The following is an 18,739-nucleotide window of genomic DNA, read 5'->3' on the forward strand; positions in this document are numbered from 1 at the left end:
CTACTCAGGCCGCAAATTATGCGCCCAAGCCGGGTGCTTCTTCCCTTTGGTGGTGCCGGTCGTAATCGATGCGGCCGTCGACCAGATGGATACGCCGGTCCATCCTGTCGGCGAGATCGATATCATGGGTAACGGCGACGACGGTGGTCCTTTCGGTCTTCACAATGGCCTGAAGACTTTCGAACACCTGTTCCGTCGATACACTGTCGAGACTGCCGGTCGGTTCATCAGCAAGGATCAACTGCGGTGAATTGGCAAGTGCTCGGGCGACAGCGACGCGCTGTCGCTGCCCGCCGGACAATTGCTCCGGGCGGCGGTGAAGAAACTCTTCCAGACCCAGCGCCGCCAGAAGCTCCGTCGCATGGTCGAGTTGAGCCTTGGGGCTGCGTTTGCCGAGCCGCTGCATCGGTATCATCACGTTTTCCAGCGCGGTAAATTCCGGCAGCAGGAAGTGAAACTGGAAGACGAAGCCGAGTTTTTCCAGTCGAAGATGCGCCATTTCGGCAGATGTCAGCGCATGGGTGGGAAGGCCGTCTATCCGGACCTCGCCTGACGTCGGCCTGTCGAGGAGGCCAAGCAGATACAGAAGCGACGATTTCCCGGAACCGGACGGACCGGTAATGGCAACGAACTCCGCCTCGCCAACCTGAAAGCTGACATCCTGTACCAGTGTCACCGGCACGATGGCCGGCAGGATGCGGGTGAGGTTGCTCGCTTCCAGCAGAACGTGGCCGGGAGCCGTCTGTTTTTCCGGGGAAGGGGTCATGTCGCCCCTCGGATTATGTCGACAGGATTGAGCCGAGCGGCTTTCCTGGCGGGAATGTAGCCGGCGATCCCGGAAGAAAACAGCGCCAACAGGCAGGCAATGATGTAGTGCAGGGCGGAAAAATAGATCGGCAGGTGGGTCATCTCCACGTCCTGGGTAAATTCGAATTTTACCGACGCGAGATAGCTCGACAGTCCGAAACCGAGCGCTGAACCTGCAAGAGCGCCCAGGATACCGATCACCAGCCCTTCAAGCACGAAGATCTGCTGAATATCGACTTCCGGAAATCCCAGTGACTTCAGGATCGCGATATCACGCGCCTTTTCGTGCACGATCGTCGAGACGATGTTGAAGATGCCGAAGCCGGCTACCACCAGAATGGCCCCGACAACCGTGTACATGATCACGTTGCGCACGAAGAAGGCTTCCATCAGCCCCTCGTTGGCCTCTTCCCAGGAAACCGCCTTGTAGCCGAGCTGCCGCTCGGCCCGTGCGGCAACCGCGTTGGCTTCGGCGATGGAATTGAGGTGGATTGCGATCGAATTGATGACGTCCGGTTTTTCCAGGAGGATCTGCACGGCCTTCAGCGGCGCATAGGCAAGCCCTTCGTCGCTGGTGGTGATGCCACTGTGGAACAGGCCGACGATCTTGAAGCGCTTGGCGACACCGTTTGCGGATGTCAGGGTCACGGTATCGCCCAGGTCCGCCCCCAGTCGCTCCGCGGCCTTGTCGCCGATAACGAGGCCATTCGACGTCGTATCCAGGTCCTCGAAGGAGCCCTGGCGCATATCCTCGCCGATCTTGGAGACGGTCAGTTCGCGCTTTGGTTCCACACCGACCAGGGTCATGCCGATGTCCTGTCCGGCATAGCGCAGCACCGCCTGGCCGCTCAGGCGCTGCGCCATCGATCCGTTCACCCAGTCGCGCAACGAGGCAAGCGCTTCGGTCGGGTTGCGGATACCGCGAAGGTCTTCCTTCGGCCTGAGACCATGATAGGTGACAGCGTCATAGACTGCACTGGCCGGTTGTTCCGCCGGTGCGCGCTGCTCGTCCAGGATCTCCACATGGGGAATGGCGTCGATCAGTGTTGCGGTAAAATCCCGCTGAGACCCTTCCATGAGGCTCGCCATCGCCACCGAAAATCCGACACCAAGTGCGACGCCAAGCGTTGAGACGATGGTCTGGCGCAAGCGGTTGCGAATGTGGGTGGATGCGATGCGCAGGAGAAGCATTATGTGCCGTCTCCGGGAACCGGCCTGACCTTCTGTCCTTCTGCCAGATCCGGGTTATAGGGAAAGACGACCCGGCTATCTCCGGTGATCCCCTTCAGCACTTCCGTGGCGCGGGTGCCCTTGATCCCGGTTTCGACCTCCAGCAGAACGATTTTGTTATCCCCATCCAGCGTCAGCAATTTCGAGCCGTCGAAGGCCGCGGTCGGCAGAAGCAGCGCGTCGTCCTTCTCCGAGGTGACGATATTGATCTCGGCTGTCATGCCGATGCGCAGCGGGGTGTCTTCCGGGAGATCGAGATAGACCCGGTAGTTCTTCAGCACCGGATCGCCTTTCGGAGTGATGCTGGCAACTTCCGCTGTCAGTTCCTTGCCTGGAAAGGCATCTGCACGGATCAGGGCCTTGTGACCCTTGGCGACCTTGGGAATATCCTCCTCGTTGACTTCCGCCACCAGTTGAAGGGGAGAAGGCTGACCGATCCAGAAGAGAATTTCACCGGGTTCGGCAACTTCCCCCACCGACCCGTCCGCCCTCAGAACCATGCCGTCCATGGGGGCCACGATGACATAGTCGCGCAGTCGTTCCTTCTGGGCCGCGGTGATGGCGTTGATGCGGATCAGTTCGTTCTGGGCCTTGTCGTAAACCTGCTGGCTGACGACGCGGCGTTCCAGCAGTTGCAGCGCACGTTCCTTGTCGGATTGCGCCAGCTCCTGGCGGGCTTCCAGTTCGGCAAGCGTCGCACGGGCATCGCCACTGTCCAGTTCCGCCAGCTGGTCGCCTTTCTGGACCTGGTCACCCTCGCAGCCGCACAGCGAGACGATCCGCTCGCGGATGATGCTGGTAACCTTCGCCCATCGGACGGGTTCAACGACTGCGGTGGCATAGACCACTTCGGCCGCCCGCCCGGTCGTCGGCATCACGGTCTGCACTTCCGGCGGTTTCTTGAACCACCAAAGTGAGCCCGCGATGGCTCCCGCGATCAGCAGAACAAATATCAAAAGTTTTAAAAAGCGCATGGCACACCCTTGCCGGATCTGCCGCCACAATAACGTTTCGAGCGAGGAACGCCATGGCCTGGATCAAATGAGGATGCCTGCGCGCAAAGGCTGGTCGGACGTGTGCCTGAAGAGCGCGATCAGGTGACGCCCTCGTCGAAGATCAGTAATGCGGCGGCTTTTCGATCTGGTGGCCGGGCAGAACGTTCTCCATCAGTTCCGTGACCTGGTCCGTCATGTTGGTGACGAGCCGGTTGAGCCTGTCCAGCTGGCGTCCCTGATCGAAGACGACCGTATTCAGTTCATCAATGGTGTTGAGCGCATGAGCGAGATCGATCTCGAGCTTCTCGATTCGGGCTTCTTTGTCGTCCGCCATGGGTGTCTCCTGCGTCGTCCTGGGGCAATGTGGCTTCTTTCGGCACCCGCCCGATGTCTGTCGAGGCAGGTATATTGCGGCGGCGGCGAAACACCAACTCTCATTGTCGGCGGACTGTGAGTTTGCGCCGGGCGATGCTGCGCTATATCTATGCGTAATCCTGACAGGGGTCGGGACCTGCAATCCCTAATGAGGGCTCCATGACCGATCTGTCTGACTTCGAGATCTCCCGCAAATGGCCTGCCAAACACGCTGACCGTATTCAGCTCTATTCGCTGCCGACGCCCAACGGCATCAAGGTTTCGGCGATGCTGGAAGAAACGGGCCTGCCTTATGAGCCGCATGTGGTCGATTTCGGCAGCAATGACCAGTTAAGCCCGGAATTCCTGTCGCTCAATCCGAACAACAAGATCCCGGCAATCATCGATCCGCACGGCCCAGGCGGCGAGCCGCTGCCCTTGTGGGAATCCGGCGCGATCCTGATTTATCTGGCGGAAAAGTCGGGCAAGTTCCTGCCGCAGGAGCCGGCAAGGCGCGCCGAAACGCTGCAGTGGCTGATGTGGCAGATGGGTGGCTTTGGCCCGATGGCGGGTCAGTTGGGCTTCTTCCACAAGTTCGCGGGCCGGGACTATGAAGACCGTCGGCCTTTCGAGAGATACCGGGACGAGACGAAACGCTTGCTTGGCGTTCTGGACCGGCAGCTGGATGGGCGCGATTTCATCATGGGGAGCGACTATACCATCGCAGACATGGCCTGCTGGCCCTGGGCGCGAAATCTCAACGGCTTCTACGAGGCCGGCGAGGTGACCGACTTCGCGTCCCACACCAATGTGGTTCGCTGGGTCGACACCTGCATGAGCCGTCCGGCAAGCCAGAAGGCGGTCAACATTCCTTCGCGCGACTAACGTGAAACGGTGTCGATCAGGCCAGGAAGACGACCGAAGTCAGCAATGCCAGCAACAGGATGATCACCGCTGCGACCCGCCAGATGGTGCCATATCTGGAAACCGGGGGAACCTGGGATTCCAGTTCCTGATCGGTTTGGGCATCCTGGGCGATCGTCCTGTTGAGTTGATCGGCATTCTCATACTGGTTTGACGCGGTCTGTCGCATACTCTGTGCCATCGGTCTCTCCATGGTTCAATTCTAGGAAGAAAACCGTCAGAGGCGGCTAAGGTTCCGAAAACCGTGTAAGACGGTCACGCATGAGGAACGGATGCTGACCGGATTATTGCGCTTCAGCCTCTTTCAGTGGTGGGCCGCTGAACTCCGTTTCGATCACGAACTCAACATCATCCCCCACCCCGAGGTTGGAGCCTTCTGGCGGAAGTCCGTAGGACATGCCGAAATCGGACCTTGTCAGCGTACCTGTTGCGGAAAATCCGATCCGAGCCTGTGGGTCGTAAACCGCCAGGCCCGGATAACCGCCGTTGAAACGCACGTCGAGCTCAACTGGCCGCGTTTCTCCCCTGAATGACAGGTCGCCTGTCACGACGGCAGTTTCAGCGCCAGTCAGTTCAATGCTGGTCGAGCGATAGGTGATCTTCGGGTGATCTTCTGCATTCAGCCAGTCCGGGCCAAGCAGCATATCGCGAAAGCCATCGGGTGGCGTTGCCGTCAGATGCAGGGATGCGACGTTTATGTCGACGCTCAGGCTGGCGTTGGCCGGATCAGCGGGATCGAGTTCCAGTGCGGCGTCAAAGTCAGCAAAGGACGCGCTGTAGTACGAAAAGCCGAGGTGATTTGCCCGGAAGACGAGCGTCGAATGGAATTTGTCGATCTTGTAACTGCCTGCCGGTAGAGCCGTCGCGGCGTCACCTGCATTTGCAGCAAGTGATGGCAACAGCACCGCTGCGACACCGCAAAGTACAGACAGAAAACGAAGTCCCGGGGACAGTGGCATAGTGGTTCCTCTATTGACCGGAAGTTGGAAACAGCGGTGTGTTCAGGCCGATTTCAGGTGCAGCCGTGGCTGATTTACCTGTGGCCATAGCCAGTGGTCTTGCCGATCGGCCATCAGGCAATCAAAAGATACCGACCAGTTGGTATGTTGTCAATCTTGCGACCCTGATCTGTCGCCGGACGAGGCGGGTGTTGGACTTTGGCATCTAACAAAGCCTTGACCATGCGGGAGCAGCATCAAGGCTGGTAAAATCTCCCGCGGCGATGGTTTGACCCAGTGTATTGATCGCATTGAGAGCTGCGCGGGTAAATGATCCGCCAAGACTGATCCGCCGCACGCCAGCGTCTGCGAGCTGGTCGAAGGACAGGCCCGATGCACCTTGCCCGATGACATGGTTGATCGGAACAGGTACCGATGCGCAGACCGTCCGTATGGCTTCAAGATCAGGTAGGCCCGGGGCGTAGACGACGTCTGCCCCTGCTTCGGCAAAAGCGGACAGACGGCGAAGAACCTCATCGAGGTCATAGGCTCCCTTGCCGAGACCATCGGCGCGAGCCGTCAGGACGATCCCGGATTTCCGGGCCTCCAAGACAGCGGCCTGAACGCGTTCGAGAGCTTCGGAATATGGTCTTATACGACCGGGATTGGACGTGTCCCGGTCTTCTATCGAGATGCCGGCAAGGCCAGCTTTCGCGGCAAGTGCGACCGTCTCCGCGACACCTTCCGGTGTGTCTGCAAAACAGTCTTCGCCGTCCAGCGTTACGGGAAGGCCAGTCGTACGGGACAATGCCGATGCGTGGTCGATCGCTTCCTGCCTGGAAATTTGCCGGGAACTATCGCGCCGGCCCGTGGTGAAGGCATATCCCGACGACGTGGTGGCCAGTGCCTTGAAGCCGCAGTGCACCAACAGCCTGGCGGATACGGCATCCCACGGGTTGGGCACGATAAAGCACCCGGTCTCGTGCAGTTCTCGAAAGACATTGGCTGGGCTGGACATTTGAAGGATGCGCGAAGAGCAGGGCTATCTTGGACCGATATGAAAACACAGAGGTAGCAAGAAGGGCAAGCGCTTCCTTTGGTTGAGTTGCTGTTCAGTTTTCTGGAAACCCATGCCAGCCCTGGGCTGCCTTGCAGTACAAGCGTGAGATGACGGGCGGCCAAGAAAAAAGGGCGGTCCGAAGATCGCCCTTTCTGTAAAGCTTGTGAGCTTTGGGTTTCTTGGAAGCCCATGCCGCCTCCCGTGCCGCGAGGCGGCACAAGCATGAGATGATGGGCGGCCAAGAAAAAAGGGCGGTCCGAAGACCGCCCTTTCTGTAAAGCTTGTGAGCTTTGGGCTTCTTAGAAGCCCATGCCGCCCATGCCGCCCATGTCGCCGCCCGGCATTGCCGGAGCGTCTTTCTTCGGCAGTTCAGCAACCATGGCTTCGGTGGTGATCAGCAGACCAGCGACGGAAGCTGCGTCCTGCAGAGCAGTACGGACAACCTTGGTCGGGTCGATGATGCCAGCTTCGATCATGTTGACGAACTGTTCGGTCTGAGCGTTGAAGCCGAAGGACGGATCGTCGTTTTCCTGGATCTTGCCAACAACGATGGAGCCTTCGACACCAGCGTTTTCAGCGATCTGACGGATCGGAGCTTCCAGAGCGCGCAGGACGATCTTGATACCAGCTGCGATGTCGGCGTTATCGGAGGCGAGGCCTTCGACTGCCTTCTTGGCGCGCAGCAGAGCGGTACCGCCGCCCGGGACGATGCCTTCTTCAACGGCAGCGCGGGTTGCGTTCAGAGCGTCGTCGACGCGGTCTTTTTTCTCTTTCACTTCGATTTCGGTCGCACCGCCAACGCGGATAACGGCAACGCCGCCTGCGAGCTTTGCAAGACGCTCCTGGAGCTTCTCACGGTCGTAATCGGAAGTGGTTTCTTCGATCTGAGCCTTGATCTGGGAAACGCGGCCGTTGATGTCGTCCTTGGAGCCAGCACCGTCAACGATGGTGGTGTTTTCCTTGGTGATGGACACCTTCTCGGCGGTGCCGAGCATGTCGAGGGTCACGTTCTCCAGCTTGATGCCGAGATCTTCGGAGATAACGGTGCCGCCGGTCAGGATCGCGATGTCTTCCAGCATGGCCTTGCGGCGGTCGCCGAAGCCCGGAGCCTTGACAGCAGCAATCTTCAGGCCGCCACGCAGCTTGTTGACGACGAGGGTAGCAAGTGCTTCGCCTTCAACGTCTTCAGCAATGATCAGCAGCGGACGGGAAGACTGAACAACAGCTTCCAGGATCGGCAGCATGGCCTGCAGGTTGGAAAGCTTCTTCTCGTGCAGCAGGATGTACGGCTTTTCCAGGTCAGCCATCATCTTGTCAGCATTGGTGACGAAGTAAGGAGACAGGTAACCGCGGTCGAACTGCATGCCTTCAACGACTTCGAGTTCGGTTTCGAGGGACTTTGCTTCCTCGACGGTGATCACGCCTTCGTTGCCGACTTTCTGCATGGCTTCGGCAATGTCCTTGCCGACCTGCTCGTCGCCGTTAGCGGAGATCGTGCCGACCTGTGCAACTTCACCAGAGGTGGTGATGGTCTTGGAAGCAGCGGTCAGAGCCTTGACGGCTTCAGCAGCAGCAAGATCAACGCCGCGCTTCAGGTCCATCGGGTTCATGCCGGCTGCAACAGCCTTGGCGCCTTCCTTGACGATGGCCTGAGCCAGAACGGTCGCGGTGGTGGTGCCGTCGCCAGCGATGTCGTTGGTCTTGGAAGCCACTTCGCGCACCATCTGGGCGCCCATGTTTTCGAACTTGTCTTCCAGTTCGATTTCCTTGGCAACAGACACACCGTCCTTGGTGATGCGCGGTGCGCCGAAAGCCTTGTCGAGAACGACGTTACGGCCTTTCGGGCCGAGGGTCACCTTGACGGCGTTTGCGAGGGTGTCGACACCACGCAGCATGCGCTCACGTGCGTCGGAGGAGAATTTTACTTCTTTAGCAGACATGTGATCGTCTCACTCTTTTGGAACAGGTTGAAATCAGAAGCGGTTCGCGGCTGGTTACGCGATCACGCCCATGATGTCGGATTCCTTCATGATCAGGAGGTCTTCACCGTCGATCTTGACTTCGGTGCCGGACCACTTGCCGAACAGAACGCGGTCACCAGCCTTGACGTCGAGCGGAACGATCTCGCCGTTGTCCTTGCGGGCGCCGGTGCCGATGGCGATGATTTCGCCTTCCTGCGGCTTTTCCTTAGCGGTGTCCGGAATGATGATGCCGCCAGCAGTCTTTGCTTCAGAATCTACGCGGCGAACGACGACACGGTCGTGCAGTGGACGAAATGCCATAACACTGTTTCCTCTCATGAGCGCGCCCCACGCAATAGGCAGCGCGCGAGACATGAACATTGGGTTGCGTTGCACGGAAGGAAATTGCCTCCCGTCACCAATTAGCACTCCTTAACAGCGAGTGCTAACAGCGCCATGGATTTATGTAGCTGTGCTCAGCTTGTCAATGCTTTGTGACGAGAATTTAATCGCAATCGGTCGCGTTGCGCCTATGGGGTAGTCAACAGACCGGGGAGGCGGAATTATGGCGTCGCTGCTACTGTGTCAGCGGGCCCGGCTCAATTCGCGCCGGAAACGCTGAAAGGCAGTGTAAAGGCGCTCGTTTTGCCACCAATTTCGTCGGTGAAGCTCGTTTCCAGCTGGTAGTCGCCGGCCGGCAGGCCGCTGAACTGAAACGTGAGGGCCGCGGAAAGTTCACGCTGCTTGGACCGGCCGCTGCCGGAAAAGGTCGCGAAGTTCTCCTGTTCGGCCAGAACCTGGCCGGATTTGGTCAGCAATTTGTAGTCCGCGGTCAGCTCATAGGCATAACCACCTTCGGTTTCCTGAAAGCCGTAACCGACCGGTTCCGCGTAGACAGACAGCGCTTCACCATCGGCAAACGTTGCATCAGCACGCGGCGTATACTGGCCATATCCGGTGCTCGGGCTGGAAGCGAAGGTTGCGGCCGTGAACGAAAGACCGGCAGCCGCCCATGCCTGATCATAGGCGGCAAGTGCGTTCTGGAAAGCTTCTGGAGGACTGGCGGGGGATTGGGCCTGCGCGGACAGCTGTCCAGCAGACAGTCCGGTTGCAATCAGAACAGCAGACAGCGTCTGCCGAAAAGCACATTTTCCCACCAGCATCATCTATATCCCCGCACGCCTTTAAATCTTGTCGTTTTCAGCGATTTTGCCGATATAAACCGACTTGTCCGATTAAACAAGGCAATGTGTGCGGCGCGGTAAACGCCGGATTTAGCTGTACTCTACTCGTTATCCGCGAAAGTAGAAAACCCGATTGCGGTTAACGTGTCGCCGGTCCGGGCATTTACATGCTGCGGGCTGTCCAGGACTGGCGCTTTCGGTAGATAGTGGAAGGGCTGATCTCAAGGGCTGCTGCCGCCATGGCGATGTTGCCGTCAAAGGCATCAAGAGCGTCTTCGATGATGCGCCGCTCCTGGGCCCAAAGCGGCTCGATGGTTCCGAACGGTCGGCTTGGCGGCGCCACGCGCGATCGCTCGCGGGACAGGTCGATCAAGGTGCCGGGCCGGCTGCTCTGGTCGCGAATGATCAGCGGCAGCATGTCGTATGTGACAGCGGCACCGTCATTCATGACAACGATCTGCCGGATGGTGTTCTCAAGCTGGCGGACGTTGCCCGGCCAGGGATAGGAAATGATCCGCGCTTCCGCGTCCGCATCAAATCCTCTGAAACCGCGCCGTTCTTCCGCCGAATAGCGTTCAAGGAAGGTTTCAGCGAGCGGCAGGATATCGTCGCGGCGCTCTCTGAGAGGCGGCATGTGGATCGGCAGCACGTGCAGACGGTAGTAAAGGTCTTCGCGGAAGCGGCCGGCGGATATTTCCTGAACCGGGTTCCGGTTTGTGGCGCAGATGATGCGCGCGTCCACCTTGCGGGTATGTGTGTCGCCGAGGCGCTGGAACGTCCCCGTCTGCAGGAAGCGCAACAGCTTGCTCTGCAGGAGAAGGTCCATCTCGCCGATCTCGTCCAGGAACAGCGTGCCGCCATCGGCCTGTTCGGCCGCGCCCGCACGGTTGTCTGCAGCTCCGGTAAAGGCGCCGCGCACATATCCGAAGATCTCGCTTTCAATGAGGTCTCGCGGAATGGCAGCGCAGTTCAAGGTGACGAAACGGTTGGACCGGCGCTCGGATAATTCGTGAACCGCAGCAGCGCACAGTTCCTTGCCCGTTCCGGACTCTCCGGTAATGAAGACCGGAGCCTGCGACGGCGCCATGCGACCGATCTGGTCGTGGATGTCGCGCATCTGGGCGGAGGTGCCCACCAGGCGGTTCGTTCCGGAGCTTTCGGTCCTGATGTGTGCGGCGCGAAGCGGAGGTGCTGATAGCTCCGGCATTGAAACGACAGGCTGGACATTCTGCGGTGCTGCGGGAGCAACCGGTTGAACGGGCCTTCTTTGTTTCAGCTGGAAGGAAATCTTGGACGCAAGCGCATCGAGCGAGAAGGGCTTGGTCAGGAAATCATGGGCTCCGGCGCGCATTGCGCTGACGGCCCGCGAGACAGACCCCTTGGCCGAAACCGCGATGATGACCGCCTTGGGACAGCGGACCGCATAGGCTTCCAGGGCTTCGTCGCCACCGATGGTTTCCAGATCGATGATCAGAATGTCGGTGGTCTTGTCTGCAAGGTCCTGCAGGCAGGACGAGGATTCCGTGTACAGGATGGGGTCCGTACAGGCATGAGACAGCTTGGCGCAGACCGCAGAGGTGCGGGCAGCCTCGGAGGCCGTTGCGTCAAGTACGCGTACTATAACAGGCAGCTCTTTGCCCTCATTACTCCCCATTGCTGGGTAACTCCCATCGCTGGATACGGGTCATTCGAATATCGAAAGATTCGTCAATTTGATAATTCTCCGAACAGGGTAAACAAAGCGTTGTCAGATGACGCAAATTGCAGGCGATCTTCGCTTTCGGCACAGAAAAGGGCCGAAGTGAGCAAAATATTCCAGCTCAGGCAGTGTGTGGTGGATATGTCGAATACCGGTCAGACCTGAGAAATCAAAGGCCGGCCGACAGGTATCCTGCCAGGAAACTGGCAAGGCAGAGGGCGAACACCAGCCAAAGGTCAACAGGATGTGCCAATGCGCGTTGCAGCTTTCGGAAGGCTTCCGGAAGGCCGGTTCCACCCGGTGCGTTGGTTCCGGTGCGCAGGGCGCGCGCGGGCGGCCGGAAGGCATCATGCTCGTCCACGGTTCCCGACACCCCACCTGTTTCGAGGTGCGGATGAGCCATCGTTTCCGGCGCGAAGTGTTTACCGGCCGAGTCCCCGTCTGGCGCATCTTTGGTGGCAAGGTCTGCTGCACAATCCGGCAACGATCCGGCGTGCGCCGGTTGAAACTCCGGCGCGTAGCTGCCTTTGGGAATGGTGATGCGCACCGGGTCGTTTGCACCGGACCCGGCATAGTATTTCTCTAACCTGCGCCGCAGCCGGGCGGCCTCGACACGTACGATAGGGTCCGTCACCGGATTGAAGTCTTCCGGCCGCCCGAGCGCTTCGACCGCGATCGTATAGCCTTTGATCTTTTCCTGTTGTCTGTTCAACGTGGCATGCACGACAAACCCCAGGAAGGCGCGCAGCTGGGGCGCGGACTGGAATTCGGAGCTTTTCAGGGTGTTGATGAGCGCGGCCTTGATCTGCTCCTCGCAGGGAAGTTGCTCCTGCACTGTGTTCGGGGCCGTCGCTTCACCTGACTTGAGAGAAGTTGAGGCCTCGGGTGCGGGGCGGTCCTTGGCAGGCTGGTCTATCTTCGCATCCGGCGCATTGTCGCGCGGTGCCCGATATGTCGTTTGTTCGGCTGCATGCATATCAGCCCCCTGCTAGACCTGTTGACTGATCCGCCGTGAAATAGCTTCCCTTACGTAAATTTAGACGAAGTACTACCGAATGCAACGGTCAAAAAGTCATGGGGACGTCATTGCCCAGTGCGGCCAGCGGGTGAGTTGGAGACTTGTGGTTGTGAGCTGTTTGAGACACTGTGAACGCTGCGTGAGGAGCGAAAAACGCCGAAATACCGTGACGCATCAACCATAGTCGGGGACAAGTCACGGATTCCATACCGCAAGGCGGTTGTAGATTCGGCCACGCATGGTTCTTAAGGCATGATTAACCAGTAACTTTTGATTCGCGTTGGAACTTTCGAATACCATGGGGCGGACAGGGACCATATTCGTAGCAATTTGCATGGCCGTGATCGCGCTGTCGTCTGCGACAGTTCTGGTCTTCCAGTTCGGACGGCCGTTCGGTGAAGCTGTTTCCCTGTCGCTTGCGCTCATGTGCACCATGATCCTGATCCACCTGCTGATCGGTCGTGCACGCGACCGCGGCGCGGTGAGTGAAGCGGTCGACCGTCTTGAAGAGCGCATGGCGGATCTGGACGAGGATGTCGGCAATCTCGAAGGCAGGCTCACGGGCATGGAACACACCATGCCGCGCCGTACTCGCGCCGAAATCGACCCTCTGTTTGCTGAAGTTGAAGTACTGGGCACCTTGGTCAAGCAGATGGCCGAGGCCATGTCCGACCTTGAAGCGAGGGTCGAGGACCAGCAGGCCATCGCACCACCACCGCAGATGCCAAGCCTGCCACGTTATCAGCAGCCGCAGGAGACCTACCAGGAAGAACGCCGGTCCACCTATCAGGCACCGCAGAACTGGCCTCCGGTTCAGCAGCCTACGCAGGCCCCGCAGCGCCAGCAGCACGCCCCGGCGTCCTTTTCTCATGAAACGGACAACGCAATGCAGGAGCCCTATGCGCCAGCGGCTGCACCGCGCCGGGACATGAACGATTTCGATCGACGCTATGGTGTGCACGCGCCGCGTCTCGAGGATAAGCTGGGTCATGTTCCGGTCAAGGAACAGCCGAACCACCAGCAGCAGGATTACGCATTCGATCTGCCGGATGAACCCGACCAGCGCCTTGCCGCACGTACCGCGATGCCGGTCGAAAAGCCGAAGCCGAACATGGCCATGCGCGAACTGATCACGTCGGCACTCAATGCCAACCGGGTGGAGCTCCACCTGCAGCCGATCGTGACACTGCCGCAGCGCCAGGTGAAGTACTATGAAGCCTTCACCCGCCTGCGTGACAACGGTGGCAACCTGATCGAAGCATCGGCTTTTATTCCCGAAGCGGTTCTCTCGGGCCAGATAGCCAGGATCGACAATCTGCTGCTGTTCCGCTCCATCCAGGTCGTGCGCCGCCTGACCTCGCGCAATCGCAATGCCATCCTGTTCTGCAATATCTCGTCGCAGTCGCTGGTTGACGAAACTTTCTTCCCCGGCTTCCTGGAATTCGTGAAGGCGAACCAGGATCTGGCCGATGTACTTGTGTTCGAATTCTCCCAGGACGATGTCGCCCAGATGGGCGGGATGGAGCTGGAAAGCCTGAGTTCGCTGTTCGAAGCCGGGTTCCGCTTCTCCGTCGACCAGATCGCGGACATGAAGATGGACTTCAACTCCCTGGCGGGCCGGGGTTTCAAATACGGAAAGCTGCACGCCGACTATCTCATCGGGCGCCGCGAAGCCAAACACGGTCACATCCATCCGTCCGATTTTGGTGACCTGCTTCATCGCTATGGCATGCAGCTGATCACTGATCATGTGGAAACGGAATCCCAGGTGCTGGAGCTGCTCGACTACGACGTCAAGCTCGCTCAGGGCAACCTGTTCTCGCCGCCACGCCCGGTGCGTGCGGAAGTGCTGCAGGGCGCACCTGCACCCGGCCCGAGACGGTCTGCCGCCGGTTGATCCGCGCAAGGCGCTTCCGCGTCCCCGAAACGATAACCTGCTTCGACATTTCAGCCGCTGCAAACCGACGAAGCAGCCATGACAGTGGTCTGCCGCCATATGACCATGGCAGGCGGCTTCAGGGCTTTTTCCGCTCGGCCTTATTCGAGTGCCGACCTGGAGCGCCCTGTGTCACTCCGGACAAGCGGATCGCAATGCCTGTCTCGAATGCACGTTTTCTGCCTTGAAGGCTGGTCCCAGGCTCGAGCAGTGATGATCGCACTTCAGTCTGGCAGGCAAAATCAAAGACGCCCCGGTTTGAGCCGGGGCGTTTGTCATTGAGGCAGTGTCGTTTGTGGTTTGGGGTTTACCCCTGCTTCGGGCCGACGGTCACCACTGTCGGAGCCTTGTCGGCCAGCAGGCGTTTGGCCACCCGTTTGACGTCGTCCAGTGAAATAGCCTCGATCTCGCTGTTGCGGCGGTCGAAATAGTCGATCCCCAGTTCCGCATTCTGCAGAGCGACCAACTGCCGGGCAATCTTGCCGGAACTGTCGAAGCGCAGAGGGTAAGAGCCGGTCAGATACTGTTTGGCAGACTGCAATTCGTCTTCGCTCGGTCCGGTTTCGGCCATGCGATTGATCTGTTCCAACATGATCTTTACCGTCTCGTCCGCCCGGTCCGCCTTGGTCGCGGCATTGGCGATCAGAAGACCCGTGTGTGCGTAAGGAGAAAGAGATGTGCCGGCGCCATAGGAAAGCCCGCGCTTTTCCCGCACTTCTTCATACATCCAGGAGGTGAAAGTGCCGCCACCCAGAATGTGGTTCATCACAAAGGCGGCCTGATAGTCCGGATCGTCACGTGTCAGCCCGGGAAGGCCGAGCAGGATCGTGGTTTGCGGTACCGCCAGCTGCTGGTTTACCCCGGTTCCGAATTCCGGTTCGAAATCGGCAATCTGCACCAGCTGACCTTCCTCCTGCAGAGGTGCAAAGACCTTGTCAAGAATTCCGGCGAGGGTTTCAGCATCGATCGCACCGACGACACCGATGATCAGCCCCTTGCGGGCGAGAAGCTTGCCCTTCTGGTTTGCAAGGTCATCCGCGTTCAGGCCGGTCAGTGTTTCGGCGGTGCCAAGCGTTGGCCGGGCGTAGGGGTGATCACCGAACATAGCTTCGGCAAGGGCTCTTCCGGCAATCGCATCCGGATCGCTTTCGTTGCGTCTCGCCCTTTGCGACAGCTGGGCCTTCATCCGCTCCACCGGGGCTTCGTCGAAGCGCGGCTCGTTCACGGCGAGGGCCAGAAGGTCACTGGCCTCGTCAAGGGTCGGCGTCAGGGTCCGCAAGCTGCCGTAGAACCGGTCCTTGCCGGTGCTGAAGTTGATGCTGATGGCAAGTTCTTCCAGCTTGGCCTGGAAGGTCTCGGAATCCATTTCACCCGCGCCTTCGTCCAGCGTTGCGGCGAGCAGGCGCGTCAGGCCTTCCTTTCCGACAGGGTCCTGCGCGGAGCCGCCGTCAAAGGAAAAATCGAGCGCAATGATAGGCACGGTATGGTCTTCTACCAGCCAGGCTGTGATGCCTTTGGGGCTGGTGACTTCCTGGATCTCGACCGCCTGCGCCAGCCTCATCAGGCCAAGCAGGGCGACAAGCGACAAAGCGAGGGCGGAGACCGGACCGCGCAGGGAGAAGAGGGTGTGTGCCATGATCAGGACTTGTCCTTCGTCTGGGGCGCATCGGATTGGGCGGCATCGGGCACGACGGGCGGTTCCATGCGCAACTCTCCGACCACGGGGAGGCCGGCGAGATAGGTGCGGGCCGCATCCAGGACATCTTCAGGGGTGACAGCCTGCACCTGCGAAGGCCAGGTCTGGACGTTTTCGATCGTTTGCCCAGTGGTCAGGGCACCGCCGAAAAGGCGTGCCAGGCCGGATTGGCTGTCCTGGGCGTAGATCGCGCTGGCGACCATGCTGTTTCGGGCGCGTTCGACTTCTTCTTCCGTGACGCCGGTCTCGAGCAGTTTCTGAAGTTCGGTCGCTATCAGCCGTTCCATGTCTTCCAGCGTGTAACCGGGGCGCGGCACGGCGTAGAGACCGAAGCGGCCGTTATCAAGGGCGCTACCCTGATAATAGGCGCCGGCGCTGAGGGCGGCTTCCTGGTCGAGAACCAGTGCCTTGTGCAGGCGGCTGGAGGGCCCTTCGCCCAGAATATACGATAGAATGTCCAGCGCCTCCGGCGTGCGACCTTCCCCGGTGGTCTGGCTCGGCACGATCCAGATTTGCGACAGGGACTCCTGGCGCACCCGCGGATCGGAAACGGCAATGCGTCTTTCACCCGCAAGCGGCGGTTCGGCCGGCCGGAGGCGTTCTCCAGGCTCTGCGCGCCGGGCAACCTTGCCGTAGGTTTCCTGCGCAAGCTTGCGAACCGCATCAACGTCCACATCACCGGCAATTACCACCACCGCGTTGTTGGGCGTGTAGAACCGGTCGTAGAAGGCGATCGCAGCTTCCTTGTTGAGCGCTTCGATTTCGCTCTGCCAGCCGATGACGGGTGAGCCGTAGGGGTGGTTGACGAAGGTGATGGAATTCAGCGCCTCCTGCAGTCGGGAACCGGGTTCACTGTCGACCCGCATGCGCCGCTCTTCCAGAACCACGTCCCGTTCCGGCGTTACGACTTCGTCGCTCAGAACCAGGTTCTCCATCCGGTCGGCTTCCAGCTTCATCATGAGCGGCAGATGCTGCTTGGCGACTTTCTGGAAATAGGCAGTGTAGTCGGTGCTGGTGAAGGCGTTCTCCTGGCCACCACGATCGGCAACCATCTTGGAGAATTCTCCGTTGGGATGGTCGTGAGTACCCTTGAACATCAAATGTTCGAGAAAATGGGCAACACCAGATTGACCTTCCGGTTCATCGGCGGAACCGACCTTGTACCAGATCATGTGGGTGACAACCGGTGCCCGGCGGTCCGGGATGACCACGACCTGCAAACCGTTATCCAGCGTGAAGCTTTCAAGGTTCGGCGCAATCATCAGGTTTCCTGCCGCTGCCGGCGCGGAAAAGGCACTTCCCGGCACAAGGGCCATGCCGCCGCCCAGCAGGAGCGCAGGCATCAGCACAAGGCCGATGGAGCGCTTCAACCGCCGCACGGGGGATGTCTTGTCGTGCTTCGAGGACGATGGGTTCACGTGCAACTCCCGTTCTTTGTCGTTCGAACAGCATGCGCTTCAACCAGTTGCGGGAAAAGCGCAAAGCCGGGCAATTTCATGGTGGCCAACAAAAAAGACCTCCGGACCTATCCTCCATATAGGAGGTGCGGTCCGGAGGTCCCGTTACAATTTTGTCATCTGTCTTTCGGACCCTGAAGTCCGGTCACTGAAGAGATCAGTTACAGAAGTTCTGGTCGCCTTCCAGGCAGCGCGGATCGAGCGGCTTGGAGTCGTACTCGTCGTAATTCGTCGGCTTGCGCTTTTTCTTCACGACTTCCGGCATCGGTGCATCCGGAGAAGGCGTGCTGTAGCCGGTGGGCGGATCGGTCAGGTAGCGGCGTGCGGACAGGCCGTTCTGCTCGATACCTGCCTGCTGGGACCGCAACTGCTGCAGGCGCTCCCATTCGGCCCGCTGCTCTTCACGGGTCAGCTTGCCGCCTTCGGTGATCTCGTTGAAGCGGCGCTCCGCGTCGAGATCGCGATTCTGACCGGTAACACCGGTAATCTTGAAGCCGCGCATCTGTTCCGGTGTCAGCGCTTCGCTGTTCATGCTGCCGGTCTTGCCGGAGCTGGCATAAAGCTGCTTCAGCTCGGTCAGCTGTTCGTTTTCACGCTGCTTCGGCCAGTTCTGATCGTTTACACCGGCAACATTGGTTTCCGGTTCGGGAAGGTTCGTCGGCTCTGCGGGCATGGCCAGCGGTCCGCGAGGTTTGTACTCGATCTGCTTTTCATTCGGATCGACGGCGCCAAGGCCTTTCATCACGGTGTCGACAAGGGCGACATCCGGTGCCTGGCTCGTGCCATCCGCTGCCTGGCATGCGGCCAAACCGGCCAGAAGCACCAGCACTGCAGAATTCTTTACAAATCCAACTAACGTCCGCACTGCGCAGACCCCTCGATTTCTCATAAAAAACAGCCGGCAGCACTCCGCCCGCGATCAGTCGTTGTCCAGCCTAAACCATTATTTTGCGGCTGAATTAGGACCATCTCGGAAACTGTCATACAGGAGACCGACGACGCCCGCAACGATCCACACATCTGCCAGGTTGAACACGTACCAGGAGAACGTGCCGACGTGGAAATGGACGAAGTCGACGACGGCGCCATAGGTCAGTCTGTCGATCCCGTTTCCGATCGCCCCGCCAATGACCAGCGCCAGGGCAAGGGCCACCAGGCGTGACTGGCAACGCGCCGACCAGACCCATAGGCCAATCGTGACTGCAATCGTCACACCGGCCAGAAGCCAGCGGCCCAGATCGCTGTTCTGCTGGAACAGGCCATAGGAAATACCCCGGTTCCAGACCAGAACGATCTCGAGAACCGGCAAAAGGTCGACCGGTCCGTTGCGGGCAAGATCAAAGCCGTAAACCAGCCAGAGCTTGCTGCCCTGGTCGATGACAACACCGACAAGCGCGATCAGAAGCACAAAGGTGCTGAAACGGCCCCAGAGAAGGGGCCGTTTCGTATTGTTGGAAGATGTATCCTGTTGCGTCATCGT

18 protein-coding genes are annotated in these 18,739 nt (G+C 59.4%); 2 read left to right on the forward strand and 16 right to left on the reverse strand.

The genetic code is table 11. The features are described from left to right. Window positions 1-16: 16 nt before the first annotated feature. From ACVDG9_RS04025 to ACVDG9_RS04040, 4 genes are all read right to left on the reverse strand, one after another. Window positions 17-766 (reverse strand): ABC transporter ATP-binding protein, encoded by a 750-nt coding sequence (locus ACVDG9_RS04025; protein ID WP_055657743.1) that lies wholly within the window; start codon window positions 764-766, stop codon window positions 17-19. After that, entirely contained in the window at window positions 763-2,001 is a 1,239-nt protein-coding gene (locus tag ACVDG9_RS04030; RefSeq protein WP_031269760.1) for an ABC transporter permease, read from the reverse strand. The genes ACVDG9_RS04025 and ACVDG9_RS04030 overlap by 4 nt, the downstream gene beginning before the upstream one ends. Then, window positions 1,998-3,011: an efflux RND transporter periplasmic adaptor subunit gene (locus tag ACVDG9_RS04035; RefSeq protein WP_447237338.1), complete on the reverse strand. Its 1,014-nt coding sequence runs from the start codon at window positions 3,009-3,011 to the stop codon at window positions 1,998-2,000. The genes ACVDG9_RS04030 and ACVDG9_RS04035 overlap by 4 nt, the downstream gene beginning before the upstream one ends. Before the next feature lie 142 nt (window positions 3,012-3,153). Continuing rightward, window positions 3,154-3,366 (reverse strand): SlyX family protein, encoded by a 213-nt coding sequence (locus ACVDG9_RS04040; RefSeq protein ID WP_023002075.1) that lies wholly within the window; start codon window positions 3,364-3,366, stop codon window positions 3,154-3,156. A 200-nt stretch (window positions 3,367-3,566) separates the two neighbouring features. Here ACVDG9_RS04040 and ACVDG9_RS04045 point away from each other — a divergent pair, with 200 nt between their 5' ends. Then, window positions 3,567-4,271 (forward strand): glutathione S-transferase N-terminal domain-containing protein, encoded by a 705-nt coding sequence (locus ACVDG9_RS04045; protein ID WP_055657750.1) that lies wholly within the window; start codon window positions 3,567-3,569, stop codon window positions 4,269-4,271. A gap of 16 nt (window positions 4,272-4,287) precedes the next feature. On the opposite strand, the gene ACVDG9_RS04050 is transcribed toward ACVDG9_RS04045, so the two are convergent. The 8 genes from ACVDG9_RS04050 to ACVDG9_RS04085 all read right to left on the reverse strand — a co-directional run bounded on the left by ACVDG9_RS04050 (window position 4,288) and on the right by ACVDG9_RS04085 (window position 12,128). After that, a complete protein-coding gene (locus ACVDG9_RS04050; protein ID WP_145903675.1) occupies window positions 4,288-4,491 on the reverse strand; it encodes a hypothetical protein in 204 nt (67 codons plus the stop codon). Window positions 4,492-4,594: 103 nt separating this feature from the next. Continuing rightward, window positions 4,595-5,269 (reverse strand): YceI family protein, encoded by a 675-nt coding sequence (locus tag ACVDG9_RS04055; protein ID WP_447237339.1) that lies wholly within the window; start codon window positions 5,267-5,269, stop codon window positions 4,595-4,597. A gap of 205 nt (window positions 5,270-5,474) precedes the next feature. Next, complete coding sequence (locus ACVDG9_RS04060; protein ID WP_447237340.1) at window positions 5,475-6,266, reverse strand: isocitrate lyase/PEP mutase family protein; 792 nt, start codon at window positions 6,264-6,266, stop codon at window positions 5,475-5,477. A gap of 341 nt (window positions 6,267-6,607) precedes the next feature. Continuing rightward, window positions 6,608-8,248 carry a chaperonin GroEL gene (gene groL, locus ACVDG9_RS04065; protein WP_031269757.1) on the reverse strand — a complete coding sequence of 547 codons (1,641 nt, stop codon included), beginning with the start codon at window positions 8,246-8,248 and terminating at the stop codon, window positions 6,608-6,610. Between the two features lie 54 nt (window positions 8,249-8,302). Continuing rightward, window positions 8,303-8,590, reverse strand: coding sequence for a co-chaperone GroES (gene groES / locus ACVDG9_RS04070; protein ID WP_006935644.1), 288 nt, complete (start codon window positions 8,588-8,590; stop codon window positions 8,303-8,305). A 278-nt stretch (window positions 8,591-8,868) separates the two neighbouring features. Continuing rightward, window positions 8,869-9,435 (reverse strand): hypothetical protein, encoded by a 567-nt coding sequence (locus ACVDG9_RS04075; protein WP_075284466.1) that lies wholly within the window; start codon window positions 9,433-9,435, stop codon window positions 8,869-8,871. A 181-nt stretch (window positions 9,436-9,616) separates the two neighbouring features. Beyond that, window positions 9,617-11,107, reverse strand: coding sequence for a sigma-54-dependent transcriptional regulator (locus tag ACVDG9_RS04080; protein ID WP_075284467.1), 1,491 nt, complete (start codon window positions 11,105-11,107; stop codon window positions 9,617-9,619). 214 nt (window positions 11,108-11,321) lie between these two features. Beyond that, window positions 11,322-12,128: a hypothetical protein gene (locus tag ACVDG9_RS04085; protein WP_075284468.1), complete on the reverse strand. Its 807-nt coding sequence runs from the start codon at window positions 12,126-12,128 to the stop codon at window positions 11,322-11,324. 376 nt (window positions 12,129-12,504) lie between these two features. On the opposite strand from ACVDG9_RS04085, the gene ACVDG9_RS04090 reads away from it, so the two are divergent. Continuing rightward, window positions 12,505-14,067 carry an EAL domain-containing protein gene (locus ACVDG9_RS04090; protein WP_447237341.1) on the forward strand — a complete coding sequence of 521 codons (1,563 nt, stop codon included), beginning with the start codon at window positions 12,505-12,507 and terminating at the stop codon, window positions 14,065-14,067. 346 nt (window positions 14,068-14,413) lie between these two features. Here ACVDG9_RS04090 and ACVDG9_RS04095 read toward each other — a convergent pair whose 3' ends face one another. The 4 genes from ACVDG9_RS04095 to lspA form a co-directional block, all read right to left on the reverse strand. After that, window positions 14,414-15,742: a M16 family metallopeptidase gene (locus tag ACVDG9_RS04095; protein WP_447237342.1), complete on the reverse strand. Its 1,329-nt coding sequence runs from the start codon at window positions 15,740-15,742 to the stop codon at window positions 14,414-14,416. Window positions 15,743-15,744: 2 nt separating this feature from the next. Continuing rightward, window positions 15,745-17,145 carry a M16 family metallopeptidase gene (locus ACVDG9_RS04100; protein WP_447238285.1) on the reverse strand — a complete coding sequence of 467 codons (1,401 nt, stop codon included), beginning with the start codon at window positions 17,143-17,145 and terminating at the stop codon, window positions 15,745-15,747. A gap of 271 nt (window positions 17,146-17,416) precedes the next feature. Then, a complete protein-coding gene (locus tag ACVDG9_RS04105) occupies window positions 17,417-18,088 on the reverse strand; it encodes a hypothetical protein (protein WP_023002063.1) in 672 nt (223 codons plus the stop codon). A 114-nt stretch (window positions 18,089-18,202) separates the two neighbouring features. Next, entirely contained in the window at window positions 18,203-18,736 is a 534-nt protein-coding gene (gene lspA / locus ACVDG9_RS04110) for a signal peptidase II (RefSeq protein WP_023002062.1), read from the reverse strand. Window positions 18,737-18,739 lie beyond the last annotated feature (3 nt).

The organism is Roseibium sp. RP-7 (assembly GCF_053005225.1).